Raw genomic sequence first — 18,974 nt, 5'->3', positions numbered from 1 at the left:
CCTACGCGCCCTGTCCCTGGTTCTGCATCAGTCCGCCGTCCATGAAGTACGTCGACCCAGTGACGTAGTCGGCGTCGTCGCTGGCCAGGAAGACGGCGAGCTTGGCGATCTCCTCCGGCTGCGCGGCCCGCTTCCACGGGATCGACTGCACCTGCTCCTCCAGGTACTTCGGGTCGTCGATCGCCTGCTGGTTGAACGGGGTGAGCACCATGCCGGGCCCGATGTTGTTGACGTTCATGTGCATCGGGGCGACCTCCAGGGCGATGCTCTTGGCCAGTTCCAGCATGCCGCCCTTGCTGGCGTCGTAGTCGGAGCCGCCGGCCCGGGCCACCTCCTGGTGGATGGAGGTGATGTTGATGATCTTCCCGTTCCCGCCCTGGTCACGGCGGTGCTGGATGAACCGTCGGCAGCAGAAGAACATCCCGTACAGGTTGGTGCGGATGGCCCGGTCCCAGGTCGCGGTGTCCAGATCGGCCACCGGAATGCCGGAGGCGTCCACACCCGCGTCGTTCATCAGGATGTCCAGTCGGTCGAACTCGGCGAGGGCCTCGTCGAACATCGCCTCCACCTGGTGCTCGACGCTGATGTCGCCCTGCACCACGACAGCCCGCTGGCCGGTTCTCTCGATCTCGGCCTTCGTGTGGTTCGCACCGGCGTGGTCGTGCAGGTAGTGCACCACCACGTCGGCGCCCTCCCGGCCGAACTCGATCGCCGTGGCCTGCCCGATACCCGAGTCGGAGCCGGTGATCAGGGCGGTTCTGCCCGCCAGTCGTCCGGTCATCAGCACGCTCCCCTCCGTGGCTGTCGCCTCGCGGTGGGCGTACCCGCTGGCCGCGGCCCTAAGCGGACGGGCTCGGTCGCCGCAAACCGGACGCACGGGCGGCTACGTGTCGCTGCCCGGCTCGGACTGGCCGATGGCCCAGGCGGCGTTGATGAGACCGATGTGGGACAGCGCCTGGGGAAAGTTTCCGATGAGGCTGCCGTCGCGGCGGTCGACCTCTTCCGACAGCAGACCGAGATCGTTCGCCCGGGCGGTGACGCTCTCGAAGATCTGCTTGGCCTCGTCGATCTGCCCGGTCATGGCCAACGACTGGGCCAGCCAGTACGAGCAGATGATGAAGGCGCCCTCCTCGCCGGCGCCCGTCCAGCGTTGGACGAGGTCGTCCCGTCCCAGTTCACGCCGGATGGTGTCCACGGTGGCTCGGACCCGGTCATCGTGGCCGGGCAGAAACCCGATGATCGGCATGACGAGCGCCCCGGCGTCCAGGTGGTCGGACCCGAACGCGCCGGTGAACGCCTGGCGGGAGGGGCTCCAGCCCTCGTCGAGGATCGCCTCGCGGATCTGCTCCATGGCCTGCGACCACCGTGGCACCCGCGCCTCGGCGTCCAGGGCCGGCGCCAGCTTGACGGCCCGGTCCAGGGCCACCCAGCACAACAGCTTCGACGTGAGGTAGTGCCGCTCGCCCTCGCGTCCTTCCCAGGTGCTGGCGTCGGGCTCCCGCCACGTGTCGGCGGCCTGGTCGGCCAGCGACCGCAGCAGGTTCGCGGCGACCGGCGACGGGTCCGCGAGTTCTTCTCGCAGGACCGAGGCGCACTCCAGGATCTCGCCGAGGACGTCGAGTTGCTTCTGTTGCCAGGCGTCGTTACCGATCCGCACCGGTCGGCTGCCCTGGTAGCCCTCCAGGTGCTCCAGGGTGTGTTCAGTCAGGTCGCGCTCCCCACCCACACCGAACATGATCGGCACGTGAGCCCCGGTGTCCACCGAGCCGACGCATCCGGCCATCCAGTCGAAGAAGCGGTGCGCCTCGTCGGGACAGGCGGCCACCCACAGCGCCCGGAGGGTGGCGCTGCCGTCGCGGAGCCATCCGAACCGGTAGTCCCAGTTCGCCGCGCCGCCCACCTCCTCCGGCAGCGAGGTGGTGGGCGCCGCGACCACCGCACCGGTGGGCTGGTAGGTCATCGCCTGAAGGACCAGGGCGCTGCGCCGGACCTGCTCCCGGTACGGCCCCTGGTAGTCGTGGTGGATCCGGTCCCAGGACTGCCAGGCGGCGATGGTGTCCCGCAGCGCCGCGCGCCCGTCGAGCGGCACGGTCCGCGGGTCGGCGGCCCGGCGGTGGTGCAGCGCGAACACGGCGCTGTCACCCTCGGTGAGGGTGAGCCGCCCGCTCACCAGCGATCCGTCAACGTCAAGATCACGGTCAGCGACCAGGATCAGGCGGTCCGCGGCTCCGGATATCTCTATCCCCAGCGGCGTCCGGGCAACCGTCGGGCTGACCAGTCCGTACTCCGGCCGGGCCGCGAGCTCGACCTCCACGTCCACCGCTCCGGCGACAACCTCGACCTGCCGGAGCAGGACATGGGGGGACGTGTAGCCGATTCCGTGCTCTCGTTCACCGGCGCCGAGACTGAGGGCGTCGGTCAACCGCAGCACACCGTCCTGGCCCTGGAACTCCGTGCGAAGCACCATTGTCCCGTCGAGGTAGTGACGAGAGGTCGTATACCGCCCGAGCGGCCGGATCGACCAGAAGCCGCCGGTGGAGCCGAGCAGACGCGCGAAGACGCTCGGCGCGTCGAACCGGGGCGGGCACCACCAGTCGACGGACCCGTCCGAGGAGACCAGGGCGGCGCCCTGACAGTCGCCGAGCAACGCGTAGTCACTGATCACAGCCACGCCCGGCACCTACCCGCGGTGGCGCACCCTACGCGCCTCGGTGCGCCCCGCAGACCGGCGGAAACGCCGGCGTTGCGCTCCCCCACCACGGCCGGTCAGCCTCGGCAGGCCCGGTCCGGAGTCAGGTCGGGCGCCGGTCAGCCCACTGTCAGGTCCCGGCACCGGCGTAGGACGGCCAGGGCGGCGGGCGCGTCCCGACCGTCGATGCCGGCGGCGAGTTCCGCCACCGCCGGCGCGGCCCGGGCCGGTTCGCCCGCCGCCACGGCCGCCTCCGTCAGCACCTCGACGGCCTCGGCGGCCCACGCCCAGATGCCCTTTCCCCGCACCAGTGCCAGCGCCTCGGCGGCGTGCCCGGCTGCCTCGTCCGGTCGTCGGCCGAGCATCAGCCGCGCCAACGCCGACAGCGCCTGCACCAGGGGCCAGATGGCACCGGCGCGGCGCGCGTCGGCGACCACGCCGCGCAGCGCGCGCTCGGCCGCCGTCACCTCGCTGCCCTCGGCGGTACGGGCCAGCACGGTGGCCAACTCGGCCCGGGCGTCGAGCAGGGTGACCGGCATCCGCTCGGCGGCGGCGACCAGCCGGGCGAGCCGATCGGCCAGTCCGTCCCACCGCCCGGCCGCCCGGTCCAGGGACAGCTCGGTGGCCTCGACGAGGGGGAACAGCCGCTCGTACGCGGTCTCCACGACCAGTTCCCGACCGGTCGCCAGCAGCGCGGCCGCCTGACTCACGTGCCCGGCGTGCAGCGCGCCCTGCGCCCAGTTGAGGCAGGCGCGGGCGTGCTCCCGGGGCCGGTCCGCCAGTTCGGTCGAGGCGCGCAGCTCGGCAATGATCGCCCAGGCCGCCGGGTCGCCCAGCTCCAGCAGCAGGGAGGCGCGGGCGATCCGGACCGCGAGGTCGGCGGCCGGGTCGCCGCTGGCCGTGGCGGCGGCCTCCGCCTCGGCGCATCGGGCCAGGTGCTCGTCGACGTGCCGGCCGACGACGGTGTCGGGCGCCGCCAGCACCGCCAGGGCCTGGGCTCGGCGGAGCGGGGCGCGCAGGTAGGGCACCGCGCGCTCGATCTCGGCGTACCCTCGCAGCGCCTCACCCTGTTGGCGCAGCATCCGGCCGAGCATCAGGCCCAGCTCGCCCCGGGCGCCGGGTGGCAGCCCCCGGTCGGCGAGCAGACGCTCCAGCACCGGGATCGCGTCGGCCTGGCTGAGTCCGTCGATGGCGGCGCGTGCCAGCTTGTTGGCGAGCCGGGCCCGGACCGGCCGGGGCAGTTGGGGAACGTCCATCGTGTGGAACAGGAATCTGGCGGCGGTGGCGTCGTCGCCGCGTCCGGTGGCCAGGTCGGCGGCGGCCTCGCTGTTGCGGACGAAGTCGGTCCAGCTTCCGGCGAGCCGGTAGTGGTGGGCCAGCTGGGCGACCGGTTTCGGTAGGTGGTGCTCCAACACCCGGGCGATGCGCAGGTGCAGCCACTCCCGGGTCTCGCGGGGCAGCAGGTCGTACACCACCTGCCGGGCCAGGTCGTGCCGGAAGCGCAGCCCGTGGCCGGGGTCGTGCATGAGGCCCGCCCGGTGCGCCGCGGCCAGGGCGGCGGCGACCGGCTCCCGGCCCAGGTTGAGCGCCGCGGCGAGGACGCTCTGGTCCGGCGCGAGCCCCAGCACGGCGGCGGCGCCCAGCACCTCCCGGGCGGCTTCGTCGAGGGGGCGCAGCCGCCAGAGCAGCACGTCGCGCAGCAGGAACGGGACGCTGTCGTCGGCCAGTGGGTCGCCGCCGCGCTCGGCGAGCGTGCGCAGCACCTCCTCGACCACGAACGGTATGCCGGCGGTCCGGTCGAGCAGGGCGGCGGTCAGCTGCGGCGGTGGATCGTCCAGGCGCAGCGTCTGGGCGGCCATTCGGCGGACGTCGTCGGCGCCGAGCGGGCCGAGCGGCATGCGGGTGACCGCCCACGGTGGAGTGCGGGCCAGCGCGTCGTGGATCGGTGTGGTGCCACCCGGTGGCGGGGTGCGGGCGGTCAACAGCACCGCGAGCCCGTCGACGGGGTGGGTGCCCAGGTAGCTGAGCAGCTCGCACGTGACGGGGTCGGCCCAGTGCAGGTCCTCGAGCACGAGCACGGTGGGGGTGAGCGCGGCCAGCACCGCCGCGACGGCCCGGAGCAGCCGGTGCCGCTCGGCCGCCGGATCGGCCAGCGGGGGCGGCGCGGCGGGCAACCGGTCCGCGAGTTCGGGCAGCAGCGGCGCGAGCGCGCCGGCGACCGGGTTGAGCGGGCCGAGCCGGTCGGCGCTGCCCCGGACGGCGTCCAGGAGCGCCCCCAGCGGAAACGGCTCCGGCACGTCGTCGCAGTCGCCGATCAGGCAGTGGCCGGGCATCCCGTCGAGCAGCTGGACGACGAGGCGGCTCTTGCCGATGCCGGCCTCCCCCTCCAGGAGGATCAGGCACGGCGGGGCGTCGAGGAGGCGGCGTAGTGACCTCAGCTCGGCGGTCCGCCCGACGAACTCGACGGGTCCGCGCAGCCGTGGTCGGCGGATGTCGGCGGGGACCCCACCGCCCTGCGTCGTGTTCTCACCGCCGTCGACCACCGGGGCGAGCACATCACCCGGGTGGGGAACGGCGACCGGCCGGCGCTGCGACAGTGAACTGGTTCACATCGCGGCGCCGGCCGGCGTCCCCGGTCAGGACTGGACGGTGATCGGCACGGACTTGAGGGGTCCGTCGCCGTTGCGGAAGTCCACGAACCCGATGTAGCGCTTGCCGGGGGCGAGCCCGGACCAGCGCAGGGTCAGGTTCGCCGTCGCACCCGCCTGCACACTGCGCTGCTTGGGGTCGATGGTGAGCTTGCCGGTGACGGTGCCGGGCGCGCCCGGCAGGTAGGTGGTCACGGTGTAGGTGTCGGTCTCCTGCCCCGCCGGCAGGTTCTCGGTGAACTCCTGCTCGACGACGAGGACGTACTCCCCGGCGCCGTCCGGCAGGTCGACCCGGGCTCCGTCACGCCCGCTGGCCGTGGCGGTGACGAACTTGCCCGCCGTGTCGTAGACGTTGACGCTGAACTCGGTGCACGCCATCGTCCCCTCCTCGTCGTCCCAGTCGATGTGGGAGCAGACCGGCAGTCGCGAGGTCACCTGGACCTGCGGGTTGCGGGTCCCGGCCGGCACCCGGACGGTGCTCTTGTGAATCGACGGGGGCAGCGGGTTGGGCAGGTTGTCCAGCGAGCCCCAGTCCCAGCTCACGCCGCCGCCGGTCAGGGTGACGGTACTGCTGGTGCCGGCGGTCAGGCCGGTGAGCTGCGAGACCAGCTTGCCCTGGTAGCCCACCTCGGCGGCGATCTTGATGGTGCCGGAGGTGCCGGTGCCGGTGAACCTGTCGGGCACGCTGAGCCCGGTGTTGTGCACCACCAGCGGGGTCCGCACCTGGTGGCGGTGCTCGTCGCGCCAGATCACCGCGCCGTCGACCCAGGTGTCGAACGCGCCACCGGCGTTGGTGACCTCCACCTTGAACTCGGCGCTCTTGCCGGGCCGCAGCTGGAGCTTGGCCGGGGTGACCTTGACCTTGTAGCCGGCCGGGGCCTGGACGCTGGAGGTGTAGGTGCTGGTCTTGTCGCTGACGTTGGTGACGGTCCGGGTGACGGTCTGCTTGCCCACCATCCGGCCCAGCGAGATCGACGGGTAGTTGAGCTTGGCGGTGTCGAGCGCGCCGATCTCGTCGCAGCCGTCCATCTGCAGGTACTCGGTGCCCCGGGCGGCCACGCCGCACAGGTAGCGCATCCAGTCCTGCGGCCCGGAGTCGTAGACCAGGCCCGGGTCGAAGGCACCACCCGGGTTGACCTGGCCGGCCCCGTAGTTGAGTGGGGTGGCGTCGTAGCTGCCGATCTTGATCGGGTTGCCCTTGTCGGTCGTGTCGACGGCCGTGGTCATCAGCGCCGAGCGCACCGCGGCCGGCGACCAGTCGGGGTGCTTCGCCAGCACCAGGGCGGCGATGCCGGCGATGTGCGGTGCCGCCATCGAGGTGCCCGACTCCACGGCGAAGTCGTTGCCGCCGCCGGCCGGCGAGAACGCCGCGGCGATGTCCTGCCCGGGGGCGCTGATGTCCGGCTTGAGCAGGTCACCGGCGTTCAGGTTGGACGGACCCGCCGACGAAAAGGCGGCGACCTGCGGCCCCTCGACGGTCTCCTGCTTGCCCGCCGAGATGCTCGCGGTGGCGTTGCCGGCGGCCACGTAGGCGGTGACCCGGGCGAGGGCGACCTCGTCGATGTGTACGGTCGGCACGGTCTGCACGTCGGCGTTGAGGGAGTTCAACGAGTCGTTGTAGAGGACCATGCCGACGCCGCCGGCCCGGGCCACCTCGATGCTCTTGTCGGTACGCGGGATCTCGCCCCGCAGGCAGAGCACGATCGCGCCCTTGACCTTGGCCGGGTCGAGCGTGTTGTCGGCGCAGAGCTCGGCACCGTACGTGTCGTTCGGGTCGGGTCCCGCGGTCCTGCTGAAGACCAGCCGTGCCGGCCCGACGGCGGTCTCGCCGACGCCCGCGCCGGTGAGGACGGTGCCGTCGCCGAGGGTCAACTTGCGCAGGTACTGCCGGTCGGTGGTGCTCGCGGCGACCGTGGTCAGCCACGGCAGCGAGTTGTCGACCGTGCCCGCGTACGGTCCGGCGTTGCCGGCGGCCGCGGAGACGAAGACGCCCGCCGCGGCGGCGTTGTAGAACGCCGCGTCGATCGCGCCGAAGATCTCGCTGTCGTCGCCGATCGAGTAGTTGATCACGTCGACGCCGTCGGCGACCGCGTCGTCGATGGCGTGCACGATGTCGACGTCGGTGCCGGTGGCGGAGCCCGCGCCGTTGTCGTAGAGCGCCTTGTAGATCGCCAGCCGGGCGGCCGGCGCCATCCCGGAGATCATGCCGAGATCCTGGCTGCCCGAGGAGGCCGGTACGCCGTGGTTGCCGGCGGCGGTGCTGGCCGTGTGGGTGCCGTGGCCGTTGCGGTCACGCGGCGAGGAGTACTCGTCCGGGAACTGGTCGGCGATCCCGCTGTCGTTGTACCAGCGGGCGCCGATCACCTTGTTGTTGCAGGTGATGGGGGCCTCGACGCCGGCGTCGCAGACGCCTCGCCACTTGGCGTCGACGATCGCCTGGTCGGGGCGCGGGGAGGGCAGCGGCGCGAAGCTCGCGCTCTCGGGCCAGAAGCCGCTGTCGATGACCCCGACGATCATGCCCTCACCGGCGTGGGCGACGTCGCCGAACTGCTGCTGCCACACCCCGCCCTGACCGGTCATGCCCAGGTAGTCCGGGGTGTGCGAGGTGGCGGCGCGCACCGTCCGGCTCTCGTAGACGGCGCGCACGCCGCGGGTCGCCCGCAGTCGTGCCGCCTGCGGCTTGGTGAGGTCGACCGCGAAGCCGTTGAACGCGGTCTCCATCGTCACCCGGGGCTGGCTGGCGGGCAGGCCCACGCTCGTCAGCACGTCCGCGCGCTTCTGACGCAGGTGCTGGCGGTAGGCCTGGGCGTTGCCGGAGTTGCGGTTGAGCTTGCCGCCTCCGGTCGGCTTGGTGGCCGCGATTCCGGCCACGCCGCCGCTGTAGGTGGCCAGCGGTTCGTCGTCGAGCTGGACGAGGTAGCGGGTGGTCGGTCCGCCGGCGGCCGTCGGGGCCGCGGCGGCGCCTCCCGGCAGGCTCGTCAGACCGGCCGCCGCAAGCGTGACGGCAGCCAGCATGCTGACCGCGCGCCTGCCTCCTCCCGGCCGGTGTGCGTTGCGTTGTGGCACGTCTTGCCCTCCACGTTCGGTGCCGGCCACCACGGGTGGTGGCGGTGGCCGAAACGTAGGATCGGCAACCCGTTCCAGAGAAGAGCTCGTCATCCGGCCGTCATCTCGGAAACAAGCTCGTAACATCGCGGGTACTTTCCGCGTCATTTCCGCGACCCCAGAGCCCTTCGGCCCGCCCCGCGGACCGGGATCGCGTCGCGGCTCGCCTTCCTGAGACCGAACGTTCTATTCGCTAGAATGGGTGCATGACGCGCGACGAGCCCGACACCCGGCCCTCCGAGGCACGACGCCGACTGCTCGACACGGCAATCCGGATCTTCTACGCCGAGGGCATCCACTCCGTCGGAGTGGACCGGATCATCGCCGAGGCGAAGGTGACCCGGGCGACGTTCTACCGGCACTTCCCCAGCAAGGACGACCTCATCCTCGCCTACCTGCGCGAGGTGCACCGGATGGAGCGCGGCATGGTCGACGCGGCCATCACCGCCAACCCGTCGCCGGCCGAGTCCCTCCTGGCCGTCGCCGGCGCGATCGCCGACCGCATCACCTCGCCGGTGTTCCGTGGCTGCGCATTCCTGAACGCCGCGGCGGAGTACCCCGACACGGACCATCCGGTGCACCAGGAGATCATCGCTCACCGGGAATGGTTCCTGGACACCATCACCGCGCTCATGGTGCAGGTCCACGAGGAGACGGCGGACTCCGCCGCGCGTCACTTCGTCATGCTCCGCGACGGTGCCATGGCGGCCGGTTGCCTCTTCGACCCCGCGTTGGTGTCCGAGACGTTCCTGCGCGGCGTCGAGGGACTTCTGCGGGTCAACACCGAGCGCCAGTCAGCCGGATCGGCCCGCTAGCGCGAGGGCGGTGACGCGCACAGCGGCGGTCCACTCGTCGAGGTCGAGTGGACCGCCGCTGTCTTCGTGCTCGGTGCGCCTGCTGACACGCCGAGCGTGTCCACCTCCGGTCAGCGACCGTAGGCTTCCAGCAGGCGCAGCCACACCTCGCTGACCGTCGGGTACGCGGGCACGGCGTGCCACAGCCGATCCAGCGGAACCTCGCCGACGACGGCGATCGTCGCCGCGTGCAGCAGTTCCCCGACGTCCGGACCGACGAGGGTGAAGCCGACGATCACCTTCCGGTCCTCGTCGACGACCATCCGGGCGTGTCCCTGGTATCCGTCCGCGTGCAGCGCGGCTCCCGCGACGGCGGCCAGGTCGTAGTCGACGACCCGGATCCGCAACCCGGCGGCCGCGGCGGCGGCCGCGGTCAGCCCCACCGACGCGACCTCCGGGTCGGTGAAGACGACCTGCGGCACGGCACGCTCGTCGGCGGTGGCGACGTGCCGACCCCACCGGCCGTCCTGCACCGGCTCGCCCTTGGCCCGCGCCACGATGACGTCACCCACCGCGCGCGCCTGGTACTTGCCCTGGTGGGTCAGCAGCACGCGCCGGTTGACGTCACCGGCCGCGTACAGCCATCCGTCGCCGATCAACGCCCCGGCTCCGTCGACGACCCGCAGGGTGTCGTCGACCCTGAGCCAGGCGCCCGGCTGCAGGCCGATCCGGTTGAGGCCGATGTCCTGCGTGTTCGGCGTACGGCCGGTAGCGACCAGGACTTCATCGGCTTCGACCTGCTCGCCGTCGGTGAGCTTGACGTGCACCGTGTCGTCGCCGTCGCGGTGCACCGACGCGGCCTCGGCACCGAGGCGTACGGACACGCCGGCGTCCCGCAGCGACCGCGTGACCCGCTCACCGACGAACGGCTCGGCCTGCGGCAGCACACCGTCACGGGCCAGCACCGTCACCACGGATCCGAGACTCGCGAACGCCGTCGCCATCTCCGTGGCCACCACGCCGCCACCGATGACGGCGAGCCGACCGGGAACCTCGCTCGCGGCGGCCGCCTCCCGGCTGGTCCACGGTGCTGACTCGCGCAGCCCGGTGACGTCCGGGACCAGCGCGCCGCTTCCGGTCGCGACGACGACCGCATGCCGCGCGGTGAGCGAGATCGCGGCACCGTCCGCACCGGTGACCTCGACGACCCGTTCGGCGCTGATCCGGCCCTGGCCGCGGTACAGCGCGATCCCGGCCGAGTCGAGCCAGGCCACCTGCCCGTCGTCCGACCAGTTCGCGGTGAAGGAGTCCCGGCGGCGCAGGACGGCGGACGCGTCCAGGTCGCCCGTCACCGCCTCACGTGCCCCGGGCAGCCGACGTGCCGCGCGCAGCGCGGCGGCGCTGCGCAGCAACGCCTTCGTCGGCATGCACGCCCAGTATGAGCACTCACCGCCGACGAGTTCCCGCTCGACGATGGCGGCGGTCAGGCCGCCCCGCACGACCCGGTCGGCGACGTTCTCCCCGACCGGCCCCGCGCCGATGACGACGACGTCGTACGTGACGCTGTCCATGTCAGTTCCCCTTCGCGGTGCGGCCGAGGCGGATGGCCGCGATGAGGAAGAAGATGGCGCCGGGGATGGCGTAGCCGATCGCGTTGGCCAGCGCCGGGTTGTCCGCGGCGGCACTGGCGATGAACGACCCACCGGCGAGGACCGAGAGGCCACCGCTGATGATCATCGGCCACTGGCCGCCCATCCTGCGCCGAGGGACAGCCACGACCAGCTGCACCAGGCCGGCCACGACCGCCCAGGCGCCCCAGACCCGCAGGACCGCCGGAATGCCGGACGTCCCGGCCAGGGCCAGACCGACCGCGGCGAGCAGGCTGACCGCCATGTTCACGTAGAGCAGGGTGGGCGATCCGGTGGCCCGCGACGAGCGGGCATCGACGACCGCGGCGGCCACGTCGAACAGCGGGTAGATCACGAAGAGCGTGACGGCGAGCGGGTTGAGGTCGCCGGCGATCGCGAACGTCACGGCGGCCCAGACGATCGCGAACGCGAAGCGGACGAAGTAGAGCCGCCGCAGGGCGGATGCCGTCGTCGAGATGCCAGGGGCGGCAACGGTGGTCATGGTCATCCTCTCGATGCTTACTGAGGAACGAAGGTTCCAGGGGGTGACGGAGGCCCGGCATCCGCAAGTAGAACGAACGTTCTGTCACATGCAACGATGCCACCTCGGTCCGCGTTTGTCAAGACCGAACGTTCTATCTCACCTCGGCGCGATCAGGCCCCGGACGGGCGCCGGCCGCGGCGGCGAGTCAGGACGGCAGCGGAATGGCGCTGAAGACGCCGGCCGGGTCGAAGCGAGCCTTCAGCGTCCGCAGGCGCTCGGCGTTGGCCCCGAAACCGAACGGGATCTGGTCCACCGCGTCCGGCGCCAACAGGTTCGGATAGCCGCCCGGCAGGGAGTACGGCTCCAGGGCCGACGCGAGCTCCCGCGCCCACCGCCGGTGCGTCGGCGACTCGCGTTCCTCCGTCCAGATCGAGATGATCTCGACCATGTGGTGCGGCACCCGCGTACCGAAGGCGGTCGCCTGTGGCGCGACCCTGGTCGCGGCGCCGTGGAACGAGTGCAGGGACACCGCCGTCAACGGAGCGGGCTTGCGCGCGACGTGATCGATGAGCGCCTCGATCACCTCGTCGGAGAGCACCGGCACGGACCGCGTCCGGATCTCGACGTGCCGTCCGTACGGGAACATCACCCCGAGCTCGGCCGCGCCCTCAGCGAGGCGCTTCTCGGCGACCGCGGCCACGACGGGTGTGCCCAACCGCGCCAGAGCGTGCACCGGGCCGTCCTCGGCCAGACCCGTCGCCGACGGTCCGCACCAGGTCGGCGCCAGCAGGACGACGGGAGCCCCATCCGGCCCGCTGAGCAGCGCGGTCTGCACCGTCAACTCGTCCGACATGTCCTCGTGCGACGCACGCAGGCGCCGCAGGACCTGGGCGGCCTGGTCGAGCGGGTAGATCACGGTGCCGGTGACGACCGACGGGACTCGGTGGACGTCGAACCGCGCCTCCACCACGACGCCGAAGTTGCCGCCACCGCCGCGCAGCGCCCACAGCAGGTCCTGGTCGCCGGTCTCGTCGGCGACCGCGACGGACCCGTCGGCCAGGACCACCGTGGCGGCCGCCAGGTTGTCGGCGGCCAGTCCGAACCGTCCACTGAGCGGCCCGTAACCGCCGCCCGTCGCCAGCCCGACCATCCCGACCGAGTCGACGGTGCCGGTCACCGCGACCAGCCCGTGCTCCTCGGCGGCTGCCAGGACCTCGCCGATGCTCGAACCACCACCGACCGTCACCTGCCCGCGCTCCGGATGAACCCGCACGCTGTTCATGCCGGACAGGTCGAGCACGAGCCCGCCCGCGCGCAGCGCCCGCCCCGCCCAGTCGTGGCCGCGCCCGCGCACGGACAGCGGCACGCCCAGACGCTGGGCGACCGCGACGCCCGCCTGGACATCGCCGACCTCCTCGCAGCGGATCACGACCGCCGGGCGGTCGGTCACGGCGGCGTTCCACGGCGGCACGGCCGCCTCGATCGCCGCGGCGTCAGTCACGATCCGCTCGGGACGTACCCGGTCGGTGAGTGCGGCGGCGGTACGCACGGCCGGGGAGACATCGGGGTCGTGGGGCATCGGCTCTACTCCTTGACTGCGGCGAATTGGCTGCGGCGGGCGCGGATGACCGTCCGGCCGGGGGTGCGGGCACCCCGCCCGGTCGAGCGGCCTGCTGCCGGACGGGGTGCGGTGCTACTCGATGTCGGAGAACAGCCCCGTGATCTCCACCTGAGCGCCCTGGAGCCCGCCGAAGACGGCGCCGGCGACCGGCGTCGCGACGGCGGCGGAGGCGTCCTCGTAGCTGGCGAAGTACAGGTCGAGAGTCCGGTACGCGGGCGTGGGCGTGCCGTCCTCCTTCGGCCACACCTTGGCCGACTCGATCCGCTGGAGCTTCGGGAACGTCTCCGCGGCCTGGCGTACGTCGGCATAGACCTTCTCGAACTCGTCGGGGTTCGTGGGATTGCCGATGATCAGCGTGATCTTGGTGGGCATGTCGCTCCTTCAATGGTGTCGGGGAATGACGCGCGAGGGAATCCGCGATCCGGCGGTTACCCAAGCAGAACGATCGTTCTGTCTTGTATCAACGGTAGCGACCAACCCCCGCAGCGTCAAGACCGATCGTTCTATCCCCCGCTGCCGGCTCGACGAGAGCCGTTACCCGGCGAGGCGGGTGATCGCGGCCACCGATCGGTCCACGTCCGCTTCGGTCGTGGTCGCGTTGGACACGGAGATCCGCATCAGCCGCCGTCCTCGCCACGTCGTTCCACCGGCCCAACAGGTGCCGTCCGCCTGGACCGCGGCCACCACCCGGTCGGTGCGCGCGTCGTCGCCGAAGCCGACCAGCACCTGGTTGAGGACCACCTCGTTCGCCACCTCGAACCCGGCCGCGGTCAGGCCTGCCGCGAACCGCCGAGCCAGTCCGCAGCAGCGCTCGACCAGCGCGGCGACACCGCCACTGCCCAGTTCCCGCAACCCGGCCCAGACGGCGAAGCCACGGGCCCGCCGCGAGGACTCGGCGGTGAGGTCCGCCCCTTCCGGTGCGCCGCCGGAGCCGACCAGGTAGGCGGCGCTGTAGGACATCGCCGCCGCGTGGACGTCGGGCCGGGCGCAGAACGCGAACGCCGAGTCGTACGGGAGGTTGAGCCACTTGTGGCCGTCGCAGGCCCACGAATCCGCCAGTTCCAGCCCGTCCACCAGATGGCGGGTGACGGGACTCGCCGCCGCCCACAGCCCGAAGGCACCGTCCACGTGCACCCATCCGCCGTGCCGACGAACCAGTTCGCAGGCCTCGCGCAGCGGGTCGCAGGCGCCGGTGTTCACGTTCCCGGCCTGCAGGCACACGATTCTGGGGCCGGACGGGCCGGCGCGCAGCGCCTCGCGTAACGAGGCGAGGTCGATGGCCCCGTTCGGTCCGGCGGGTACCGGGTGCACCAGGTCGGTCCCGAGACCGAGCAGCCGCAGGGACCGGTCGACGGTCCCGTGTCGCTCCTCCCCCGCAATCACCCCGATCGGCGGCGCCCCGAGCAGTCCGCGCCGTTCCACGTCCCAGCCGGCCTCCGCGAGCACCTGGTGGCGGGCGGCGGCGAGCCCGACGGTGTTGGCCGCCTGGGCACCGGTGACGAACCCGACCGACGCCGATGCCGGAATTCCCAGCAGCTCCTTCAACCAGCCACCGGCGGCGGCTTCGGCCGCGACGGCGGCCGGCGAGGAGACGGCGTTGGTCGCGAGCTGGTCCCAACCGGCGGCGACGATGTCGGCCGCGGTCGCCGCCGGGGATGCGCCGCCGACCACGAACCCGAAGTACCGCGGGCCGGCGCTGGCCACCAGCCCCGGCTCAGCCGCGGCGACCAGATCCGCGAGCACCTGCTCCGGCGGGCGGCCCGCGGCGGGCAACGGGCCGGTGAAGGCCTCGGCCAGCACCGCCCGATCGACGGATACGCCGACCGGCCGGTCCGACAGCGAGCGCCGGAAGTCCGCCGCATGGTCGGCCGCCAGACGGAACAGGTGCCTGAAGTCCTCCATCGCCGCAACCTCCCTGATCGACGGAGCCGACACGCATTCGTCTACTGGCTCATCCGTCGGTACCGCAAGGGTCGCTTCTCCTGCTCGGCGAGGGTCAGGGCAGCTCGAACGGCAGCTTGATGCCGTCCAGCGCCCGGGGGCAGAGGCAGTCCCGCTGGTCGGGCAGCCGTTCGACGACGGCGAGCAGCAGGGCCCGTAGCCGGGCGGTGTTCTCGCCGAAGACCCGGAACACCTCGTCCTGGGTCACCGCCTCGTCGCTGGTGACGCCGGCGTCGAAGTCGGTGACGAGAGCGATCGTGGTGAAGCAGAGCGCCATCTCCCGGGCGAGGATCGCCTCGGGGTGCCCGGTCATGTTGATGACCGTGCCGCCGATGCCCGCGTACCACCGGGACTCGGCGCGGGTGGAGAACCGCGGTCCCTCGACGACGACCATCACTCCCCCGTCGTGGACGTCGACGTCCTGCTGACGAGCCGCCGCCAGCACGGCGGCGCGCCCGGCGGGACAGTACGGGTCGGCGAAGGAGACGTGCACCGCGCCCTCGTCGTAGTAGGTCTGGACGCGGCCACTGGTGCGGTCGATCAACTGGTCGGGCAGCACGAAGGTGCCGGGCCCGCACTCGGGCCGCAGGCTACCCACCGCGCACGGGGCGAGAATCTGGCGTACGCCGATCGAGCGCAGCGCCCAGAGGTTGGCCCGGTAGGGGATCCGGTGCGGTGGATGCCGGTGGTCCCGGCCGTGGCGCGGCAGGAACGCCACCGTGCGGCCGGCGACCTCGGCCACGGTGATCGGGTCGGAGGGCGGCCCGTAGGGAGTGGTGACGACGTGCTCGACGGCCTGGTCGAACAGGGCGTAGAGCCCGGAGCCCCCGATGATGGCGAGTTCGGCGAAGGGATGCACCGCCAGCCCTTTCTGTGTCGCGGGTGGGCCCGCTGCCGGGTCCGGGTCGGGTCACTGTGGCTGCGACGGTCGGCGCCACCGTGCCCACCTGATCGCCCACCACACCGCGCTGACCAGGAAGAGCACACCGGTGACCGCCAGCCAGCGGGCGAGGTACGGCACACGTTCCTGGCCGGTGGCGGCCCGGTAGGTGTCCGGGGTCAGCCCGAGGATGCCGGGGAGGAACACCAGGAAGAGCAGGGCGGCCGCGAGCGCCGCGGCCCGGAGGTGATTCAGCAGGGCGACGCGGGCCGCCGGCCCCGCCTCCCGGCCTCCGGCCCGGGTGGCCCGGCGCAGGCCGTGGTCGACGGTCGCGTAGACCGGAAACAGGAGCAGGTCGTGGGCCACGGCCGCGCCGACGAACCAGAGCAGCATCCGGCCGGCCGTCGGCTCCCCGGCCAGTCGCGCGACGACCCAGCCGGCGACGGTGAAGCAGACCAGCATCACCAGCACGTGGCGCAGTCCGCCCCCGTAGGTGGCCCGGAGCCGGTCGGTCCACCTACTCATCGTCGCCGCCCCGGAACTCGATGCGGGCGACCCACTTCGTGCAGTGCACGCCGGGCAGGGCCGGGACGATGATCCGGGCCGGAAAACCGTGGTCGAGCGACAGGTCGACGCCGTTGACCCGCAACGCGAGCAGCGAGTCGCGGTCGAGGACCTGGTTGGCCTGCAGCGTCGCCTGGCGGAACAGGCCCGTGCGCTCCAGCGACTCGACGTGCGCCGAGGCGGGGTCGGGCACGCCGGCGAGCGCGGCCAGGTCGCGCAGCCGTACGCCGGTCCAGGTTTGCAGGGTGGACCACCCCTCGACGCAGGCGATCGGTAACCGGGCGGTGTGCTGGGCCATGGCCAGCAGGGCGGCGCGGTCGACGTGGATCGTGCGGCCGGCGCCGGTCAGCGTCAGCTGCCAGCTCGGGCCGGTCGCGTCGGGTTGGATGCCGGCCGCCGCGGCGCTGCGGTTGATCGGGAAGCCGTTCGGCCCCTCGCCGGGGTCCTGCCCGCGGGGCAGCAGGAGGGCGGTGCGGCGTAGCGGGCCGTCGAGGCTCTGCCCGACCGTCAGCGCCGCCAGCAGCAGGGAGCCGCCGCCGACCAGGGCCACCGCGGCGCGTCGGCTCATGGTGGCCGGTCCGGGCTGGGCGCTGACCAGACCATCGGGGTCGGCGGGTTCGGGTCGGGTCGCGGCGCGGGAGGTGTGCCGCACCTCGCGTGGCGGACGGGACCGGAGCGCGGAGACCAGTCGGGGCAGCTTCAGGGCGACGTGCGCGACGAGCGCGGCGGTGAAGATCCACGCGCCGAAGTAGTGCGCGGTGTAGAAGTCGAAACCGAAGAGGTACGAGTACTGGATGTTGAGCACACCGGTGGCGATCTGGAAGAGGATCCCGCCGACCAGCAGCAGCAGGGACAGCCGTTCCAGCACCTGGGCCACCGAGCGGGCCGGTGGCCAGTCGAACAGCTTGGGAATCACCGACCAGAGCTTGGCGAGCACCACCGGGATCAGGACGATCCCGAGGCCGACGTGCAGGCCCTGGGTGAGGCGGAACAGCCAGGAGGGCCGGGTCGGCCAGTCGAACGGCGGCAGCCGCAGCCAGCCCACGTCGTGGGGAAAGGCCTGACCGAACTGCGGTCCGTAGGCGGCGTAGTCGAGCAGCCCGGTGATGATCACCACGGGGAGCAGGGCGAGCAGCACCAGGCCGAAGACCGAGGTGAGCCACGGGCCCCGCAGCGGGCTGCGCCAGCCGCGCTGGAGGGCTCGCGCACCCGGCGCCGGGTGCCGCTCCAGCGCCCGCCACAGCGGCGCGGGCAAGGCGGCGTCGGTCACGCCGCCCGGGTTCGGCCGGCGTCCGTCATCCGGTTGCCCGTGGTGGTCTTCGGGGCCGGGCGGGCGGGCTGGCACGGGTCTGTCTCCTTAACCACTCCGGGGAGTGAATGTCCCTGTCGGTACGCGGGGCGTTTCTCAGGCGAGGCTAGGAGATGCCGCTGCCGTCCAGGTGAGTTCGCGCCTTACCGAACAATTACCGAACGCGTCAGGATCCGCGGATGTTACGGAGTCCTGACGAGCGGTCTGATCCACCCTGTCGGCCGCCCCGGTTGGCCTACCGTGACCGGAATGCGGGTACTTCTCACCGGCGCGGCCGGGTTCATCGGATCGCAGATCGCCGATCTGCTCGTGACCGAGGGCCACGAGGTGGTGGCGCTGGACCTGCTGTTGCCGCAGGCGCACGGGGGCGAACTTCCCGACTGGTCCCGCCCACACGGGGTGATCCGTGGCGACGTACGCGACGCGGCGGTGTTGGACGAACTCCTCGCCGGAGTGGACGTGGTCTGTCACCAGGCTGCCATGGTGGGGCACGGCCTCGACCCGTCCGACGCACCCGACTACGCCAGCCACAACGACTTCGGCACCGCCGTGCTGCTCGCCGCGATGCACCGGGCCGGGGTCGGCCGGCTGGTCCTGGCGAGTTCGATGGTGGTCTACGGCGAGGGGCGATACGCCTGCGCGCAGCACGACGTCGTCCGCCCCTCGCCGCGTCGGGACGTCGACATCGCCGCCGGCCGCTACGACCCCACCTGCCCGGTCTGCCGTCGACCCCTCACCCCGCTGCTGGTGCCCGAGGACGCTCCATTGGAGCCGCGCAGCACGTACGCGGCGAGCAAGCTGGCCCAGGAGCACCTGGCCGGGGCGTGGGCCCGGCAGACCGGCGGCGACGTCTGGGCGCTGCGCTACCACAACGTCTACGGTCCCCGGATGCCGCGCGACACCCCCTACGCCGGAGTGGCGTCGATCTTCCGCTCGGCCCTGGCCACCGGATCGCGGCCGCGGGTATTGGAGGACGGTCGGCAGCGGCGCGACTTCGTCCACGTCAGCGACGTCGCCCGGGCGAACCTGCTCGCCCTCGCCACCCCGCCGCCGGACGCGCTGGTGCCGGTGAACATCTGCTCCGGCGAGCCGCACACGGTCGGCGAGTTGGCCACGACGCTGGCCACGGCGATGGACGGGCCGACGCCGGTGGTGGTCGGCGGCGCCCGGACGGCCGACGTCCGGCACGTGGTGGCCGACCCGCGACGCGCCACCGAACTGCTCGGCTACACCGCCCGAGTCCGCTTCACCGACGGGATCGCCGCCTTCGCTACCGACCCGCTGCGGGAACCGGCCACCCTCGCCGGCTGA

14 protein-coding genes are annotated in these 18,974 nt (G+C 72.5%); 2 read left to right on the top strand and 12 right to left on the bottom strand.

What is annotated here, in order from left to right; all coding sequences use genetic code 11:
* Position 1: 1 nt before the first annotated feature.
* From GA0070620_RS02075 to GA0070620_RS02060, 4 genes are all read right to left on the bottom strand, one after another.
* Positions 2-781, bottom strand: coding sequence for an SDR family oxidoreductase (locus GA0070620_RS02075; protein ID WP_091597810.1), 780 nt, complete (start codon positions 779-781; stop codon positions 2-4).
* 102 nt (positions 782-883) lie between these two features.
* A complete protein-coding gene (locus GA0070620_RS02070) occupies positions 884-2,671 on the bottom strand; it encodes a glycoside hydrolase family 15 protein (RefSeq protein ID WP_091587977.1) in 1,788 nt (595 codons plus the stop codon).
* Between the two features lie 137 nt (positions 2,672-2,808).
* Positions 2,809-5,232: an ATP-binding protein gene (locus GA0070620_RS32875; protein ID WP_172836364.1), complete on the bottom strand. Its 2,424-nt coding sequence runs from the start codon at positions 5,230-5,232 to the stop codon at positions 2,809-2,811.
* A 93-nt stretch (positions 5,233-5,325) separates the two neighbouring features.
* A complete protein-coding gene (locus tag GA0070620_RS02060; protein WP_157741504.1) occupies positions 5,326-8,352 on the bottom strand; it encodes a S8 family serine peptidase in 3,027 nt (1,008 codons plus the stop codon).
* A gap of 296 nt (positions 8,353-8,648) precedes the next feature.
* Between GA0070620_RS02060 and GA0070620_RS02055 the strand changes: the two genes are divergently transcribed.
* Positions 8,649-9,257, top strand: a complete 609-nt coding sequence (locus GA0070620_RS02055; RefSeq protein WP_091587970.1) for a TetR/AcrR family transcriptional regulator — start codon at positions 8,649-8,651, stop codon at positions 9,255-9,257.
* Positions 9,258-9,367: 110 nt separating this feature from the next.
* Here GA0070620_RS02055 and GA0070620_RS02050 read toward each other — a convergent pair whose 3' ends face one another.
* From GA0070620_RS02050 to GA0070620_RS02015, 8 genes are all read right to left on the bottom strand, one after another.
* Positions 9,368-10,807, bottom strand: coding sequence for a dihydrolipoyl dehydrogenase family protein (locus tag GA0070620_RS02050; RefSeq protein WP_091587967.1), 1,440 nt, complete (start codon positions 10,805-10,807; stop codon positions 9,368-9,370).
* Position 10,808: 1 nt separating this feature from the next.
* Complete coding sequence (locus GA0070620_RS02045; RefSeq protein ID WP_231922155.1) at positions 10,809-11,372, bottom strand: hypothetical protein; 564 nt, start codon at positions 11,370-11,372, stop codon at positions 10,809-10,811.
* Between the two features lie 181 nt (positions 11,373-11,553).
* A complete protein-coding gene (locus GA0070620_RS02040) occupies positions 11,554-12,927 on the bottom strand; it encodes an FAD-binding oxidoreductase (protein WP_091587965.1) in 1,374 nt (457 codons plus the stop codon).
* A gap of 114 nt (positions 12,928-13,041) precedes the next feature.
* Positions 13,042-13,341 (bottom strand): EthD domain-containing protein, encoded by a 300-nt coding sequence (locus GA0070620_RS02035; RefSeq protein WP_091587963.1) that lies wholly within the window; start codon positions 13,339-13,341, stop codon positions 13,042-13,044.
* A 162-nt stretch (positions 13,342-13,503) separates the two neighbouring features.
* The gene (locus GA0070620_RS02030; protein WP_091587961.1) at positions 13,504-14,871 is read right to left on the bottom strand and encodes a pyridoxal phosphate-dependent decarboxylase family protein; all 1,368 of its coding nucleotides are present in this window, start codon (positions 14,869-14,871) and stop codon (positions 13,504-13,506) included.
* A gap of 94 nt (positions 14,872-14,965) precedes the next feature.
* A complete protein-coding gene (locus tag GA0070620_RS02025; protein ID WP_091587959.1) occupies positions 14,966-15,769 on the bottom strand; it encodes an S-methyl-5'-thioadenosine phosphorylase in 804 nt (267 codons plus the stop codon).
* A gap of 51 nt (positions 15,770-15,820) precedes the next feature.
* A complete protein-coding gene (locus tag GA0070620_RS02020; RefSeq protein ID WP_091587957.1) occupies positions 15,821-16,315 on the bottom strand; it encodes a hypothetical protein in 495 nt (164 codons plus the stop codon).
* Positions 16,308-17,699 (bottom strand): molybdopterin-dependent oxidoreductase, encoded by a 1,392-nt coding sequence (locus GA0070620_RS02015; protein ID WP_377519652.1) that lies wholly within the window; start codon positions 17,697-17,699, stop codon positions 16,308-16,310. The genes GA0070620_RS02020 and GA0070620_RS02015 overlap by 8 nt, the downstream gene beginning before the upstream one ends.
* A gap of 213 nt (positions 17,700-17,912) precedes the next feature.
* Between GA0070620_RS02015 and GA0070620_RS02010 the strand changes: the two genes are divergently transcribed.
* A complete protein-coding gene (locus GA0070620_RS02010) occupies positions 17,913-18,974 on the top strand; it encodes an NAD-dependent epimerase/dehydratase family protein (RefSeq protein ID WP_091587956.1) in 1,062 nt (353 codons plus the stop codon).

Origin of the sequence: Micromonospora krabiensis, assembly GCF_900091425.1 — a bacterium.
In the GTDB taxonomy this organism is placed as follows: Bacteria; Actinomycetota; Actinomycetes; order Mycobacteriales; family Micromonosporaceae; genus Micromonospora; species Micromonospora krabiensis.
Note: the sequence above shows the minus strand (reverse complement) of the source record. Positions and strands in the feature narration are given on the sequence as shown.

Excerpts from the sequence above, each read along its gene's own strand:
- GA0070620_RS02045 (WP_231922155.1), bottom strand. The coding sequence starts at position 11,372 with ATGACCATGACCACCGTTGCCGCCCCTGGCATCTCGACGACGGCATCC.
- GA0070620_RS02075 (WP_091597810.1), bottom strand. The coding sequence starts at position 781 with ATGACCGGACGACTGGCGGGCAGAACCGCCCTGATCACCGGCTCCGAC.
- GA0070620_RS02050 (WP_091587967.1), bottom strand. The coding sequence starts at position 10,807 with ATGGACAGCGTCACGTACGACGTCGTCGTCATCGGCGCGGGGCCGGTC.
- GA0070620_RS02060 (WP_157741504.1), bottom strand. The coding sequence starts at position 8,352 with ATGCTGGCTGCCGTCACGCTTGCGGCGGCCGGTCTGACGAGCCTGCCG.
- GA0070620_RS02020 (WP_091587957.1), bottom strand. The coding sequence starts at position 16,315 with ATGAGTAGGTGGACCGACCGGCTCCGGGCCACCTACGGGGGCGGACTG.
- GA0070620_RS02040 (WP_091587965.1), bottom strand. The coding sequence starts at position 12,927 with ATGCCCCACGACCCCGATGTCTCCCCGGCCGTGCGTACCGCCGCCGCA.
- GA0070620_RS02030 (WP_091587961.1), bottom strand. The coding sequence starts at position 14,871 with ATGGAGGACTTCAGGCACCTGTTCCGTCTGGCGGCCGACCATGCGGCG.
- GA0070620_RS02035 (WP_091587963.1), bottom strand. The coding sequence starts at position 13,341 with ATGCCCACCAAGATCACGCTGATCATCGGCAATCCCACGAACCCCGAC.
- GA0070620_RS02010 (WP_091587956.1), top strand. The coding sequence starts at position 17,913 with ATGCGGGTACTTCTCACCGGCGCGGCCGGGTTCATCGGATCGCAGATC.
- GA0070620_RS02055 (WP_091587970.1), top strand. The coding sequence starts at position 8,649 with ATGACGCGCGACGAGCCCGACACCCGGCCCTCCGAGGCACGACGCCGA.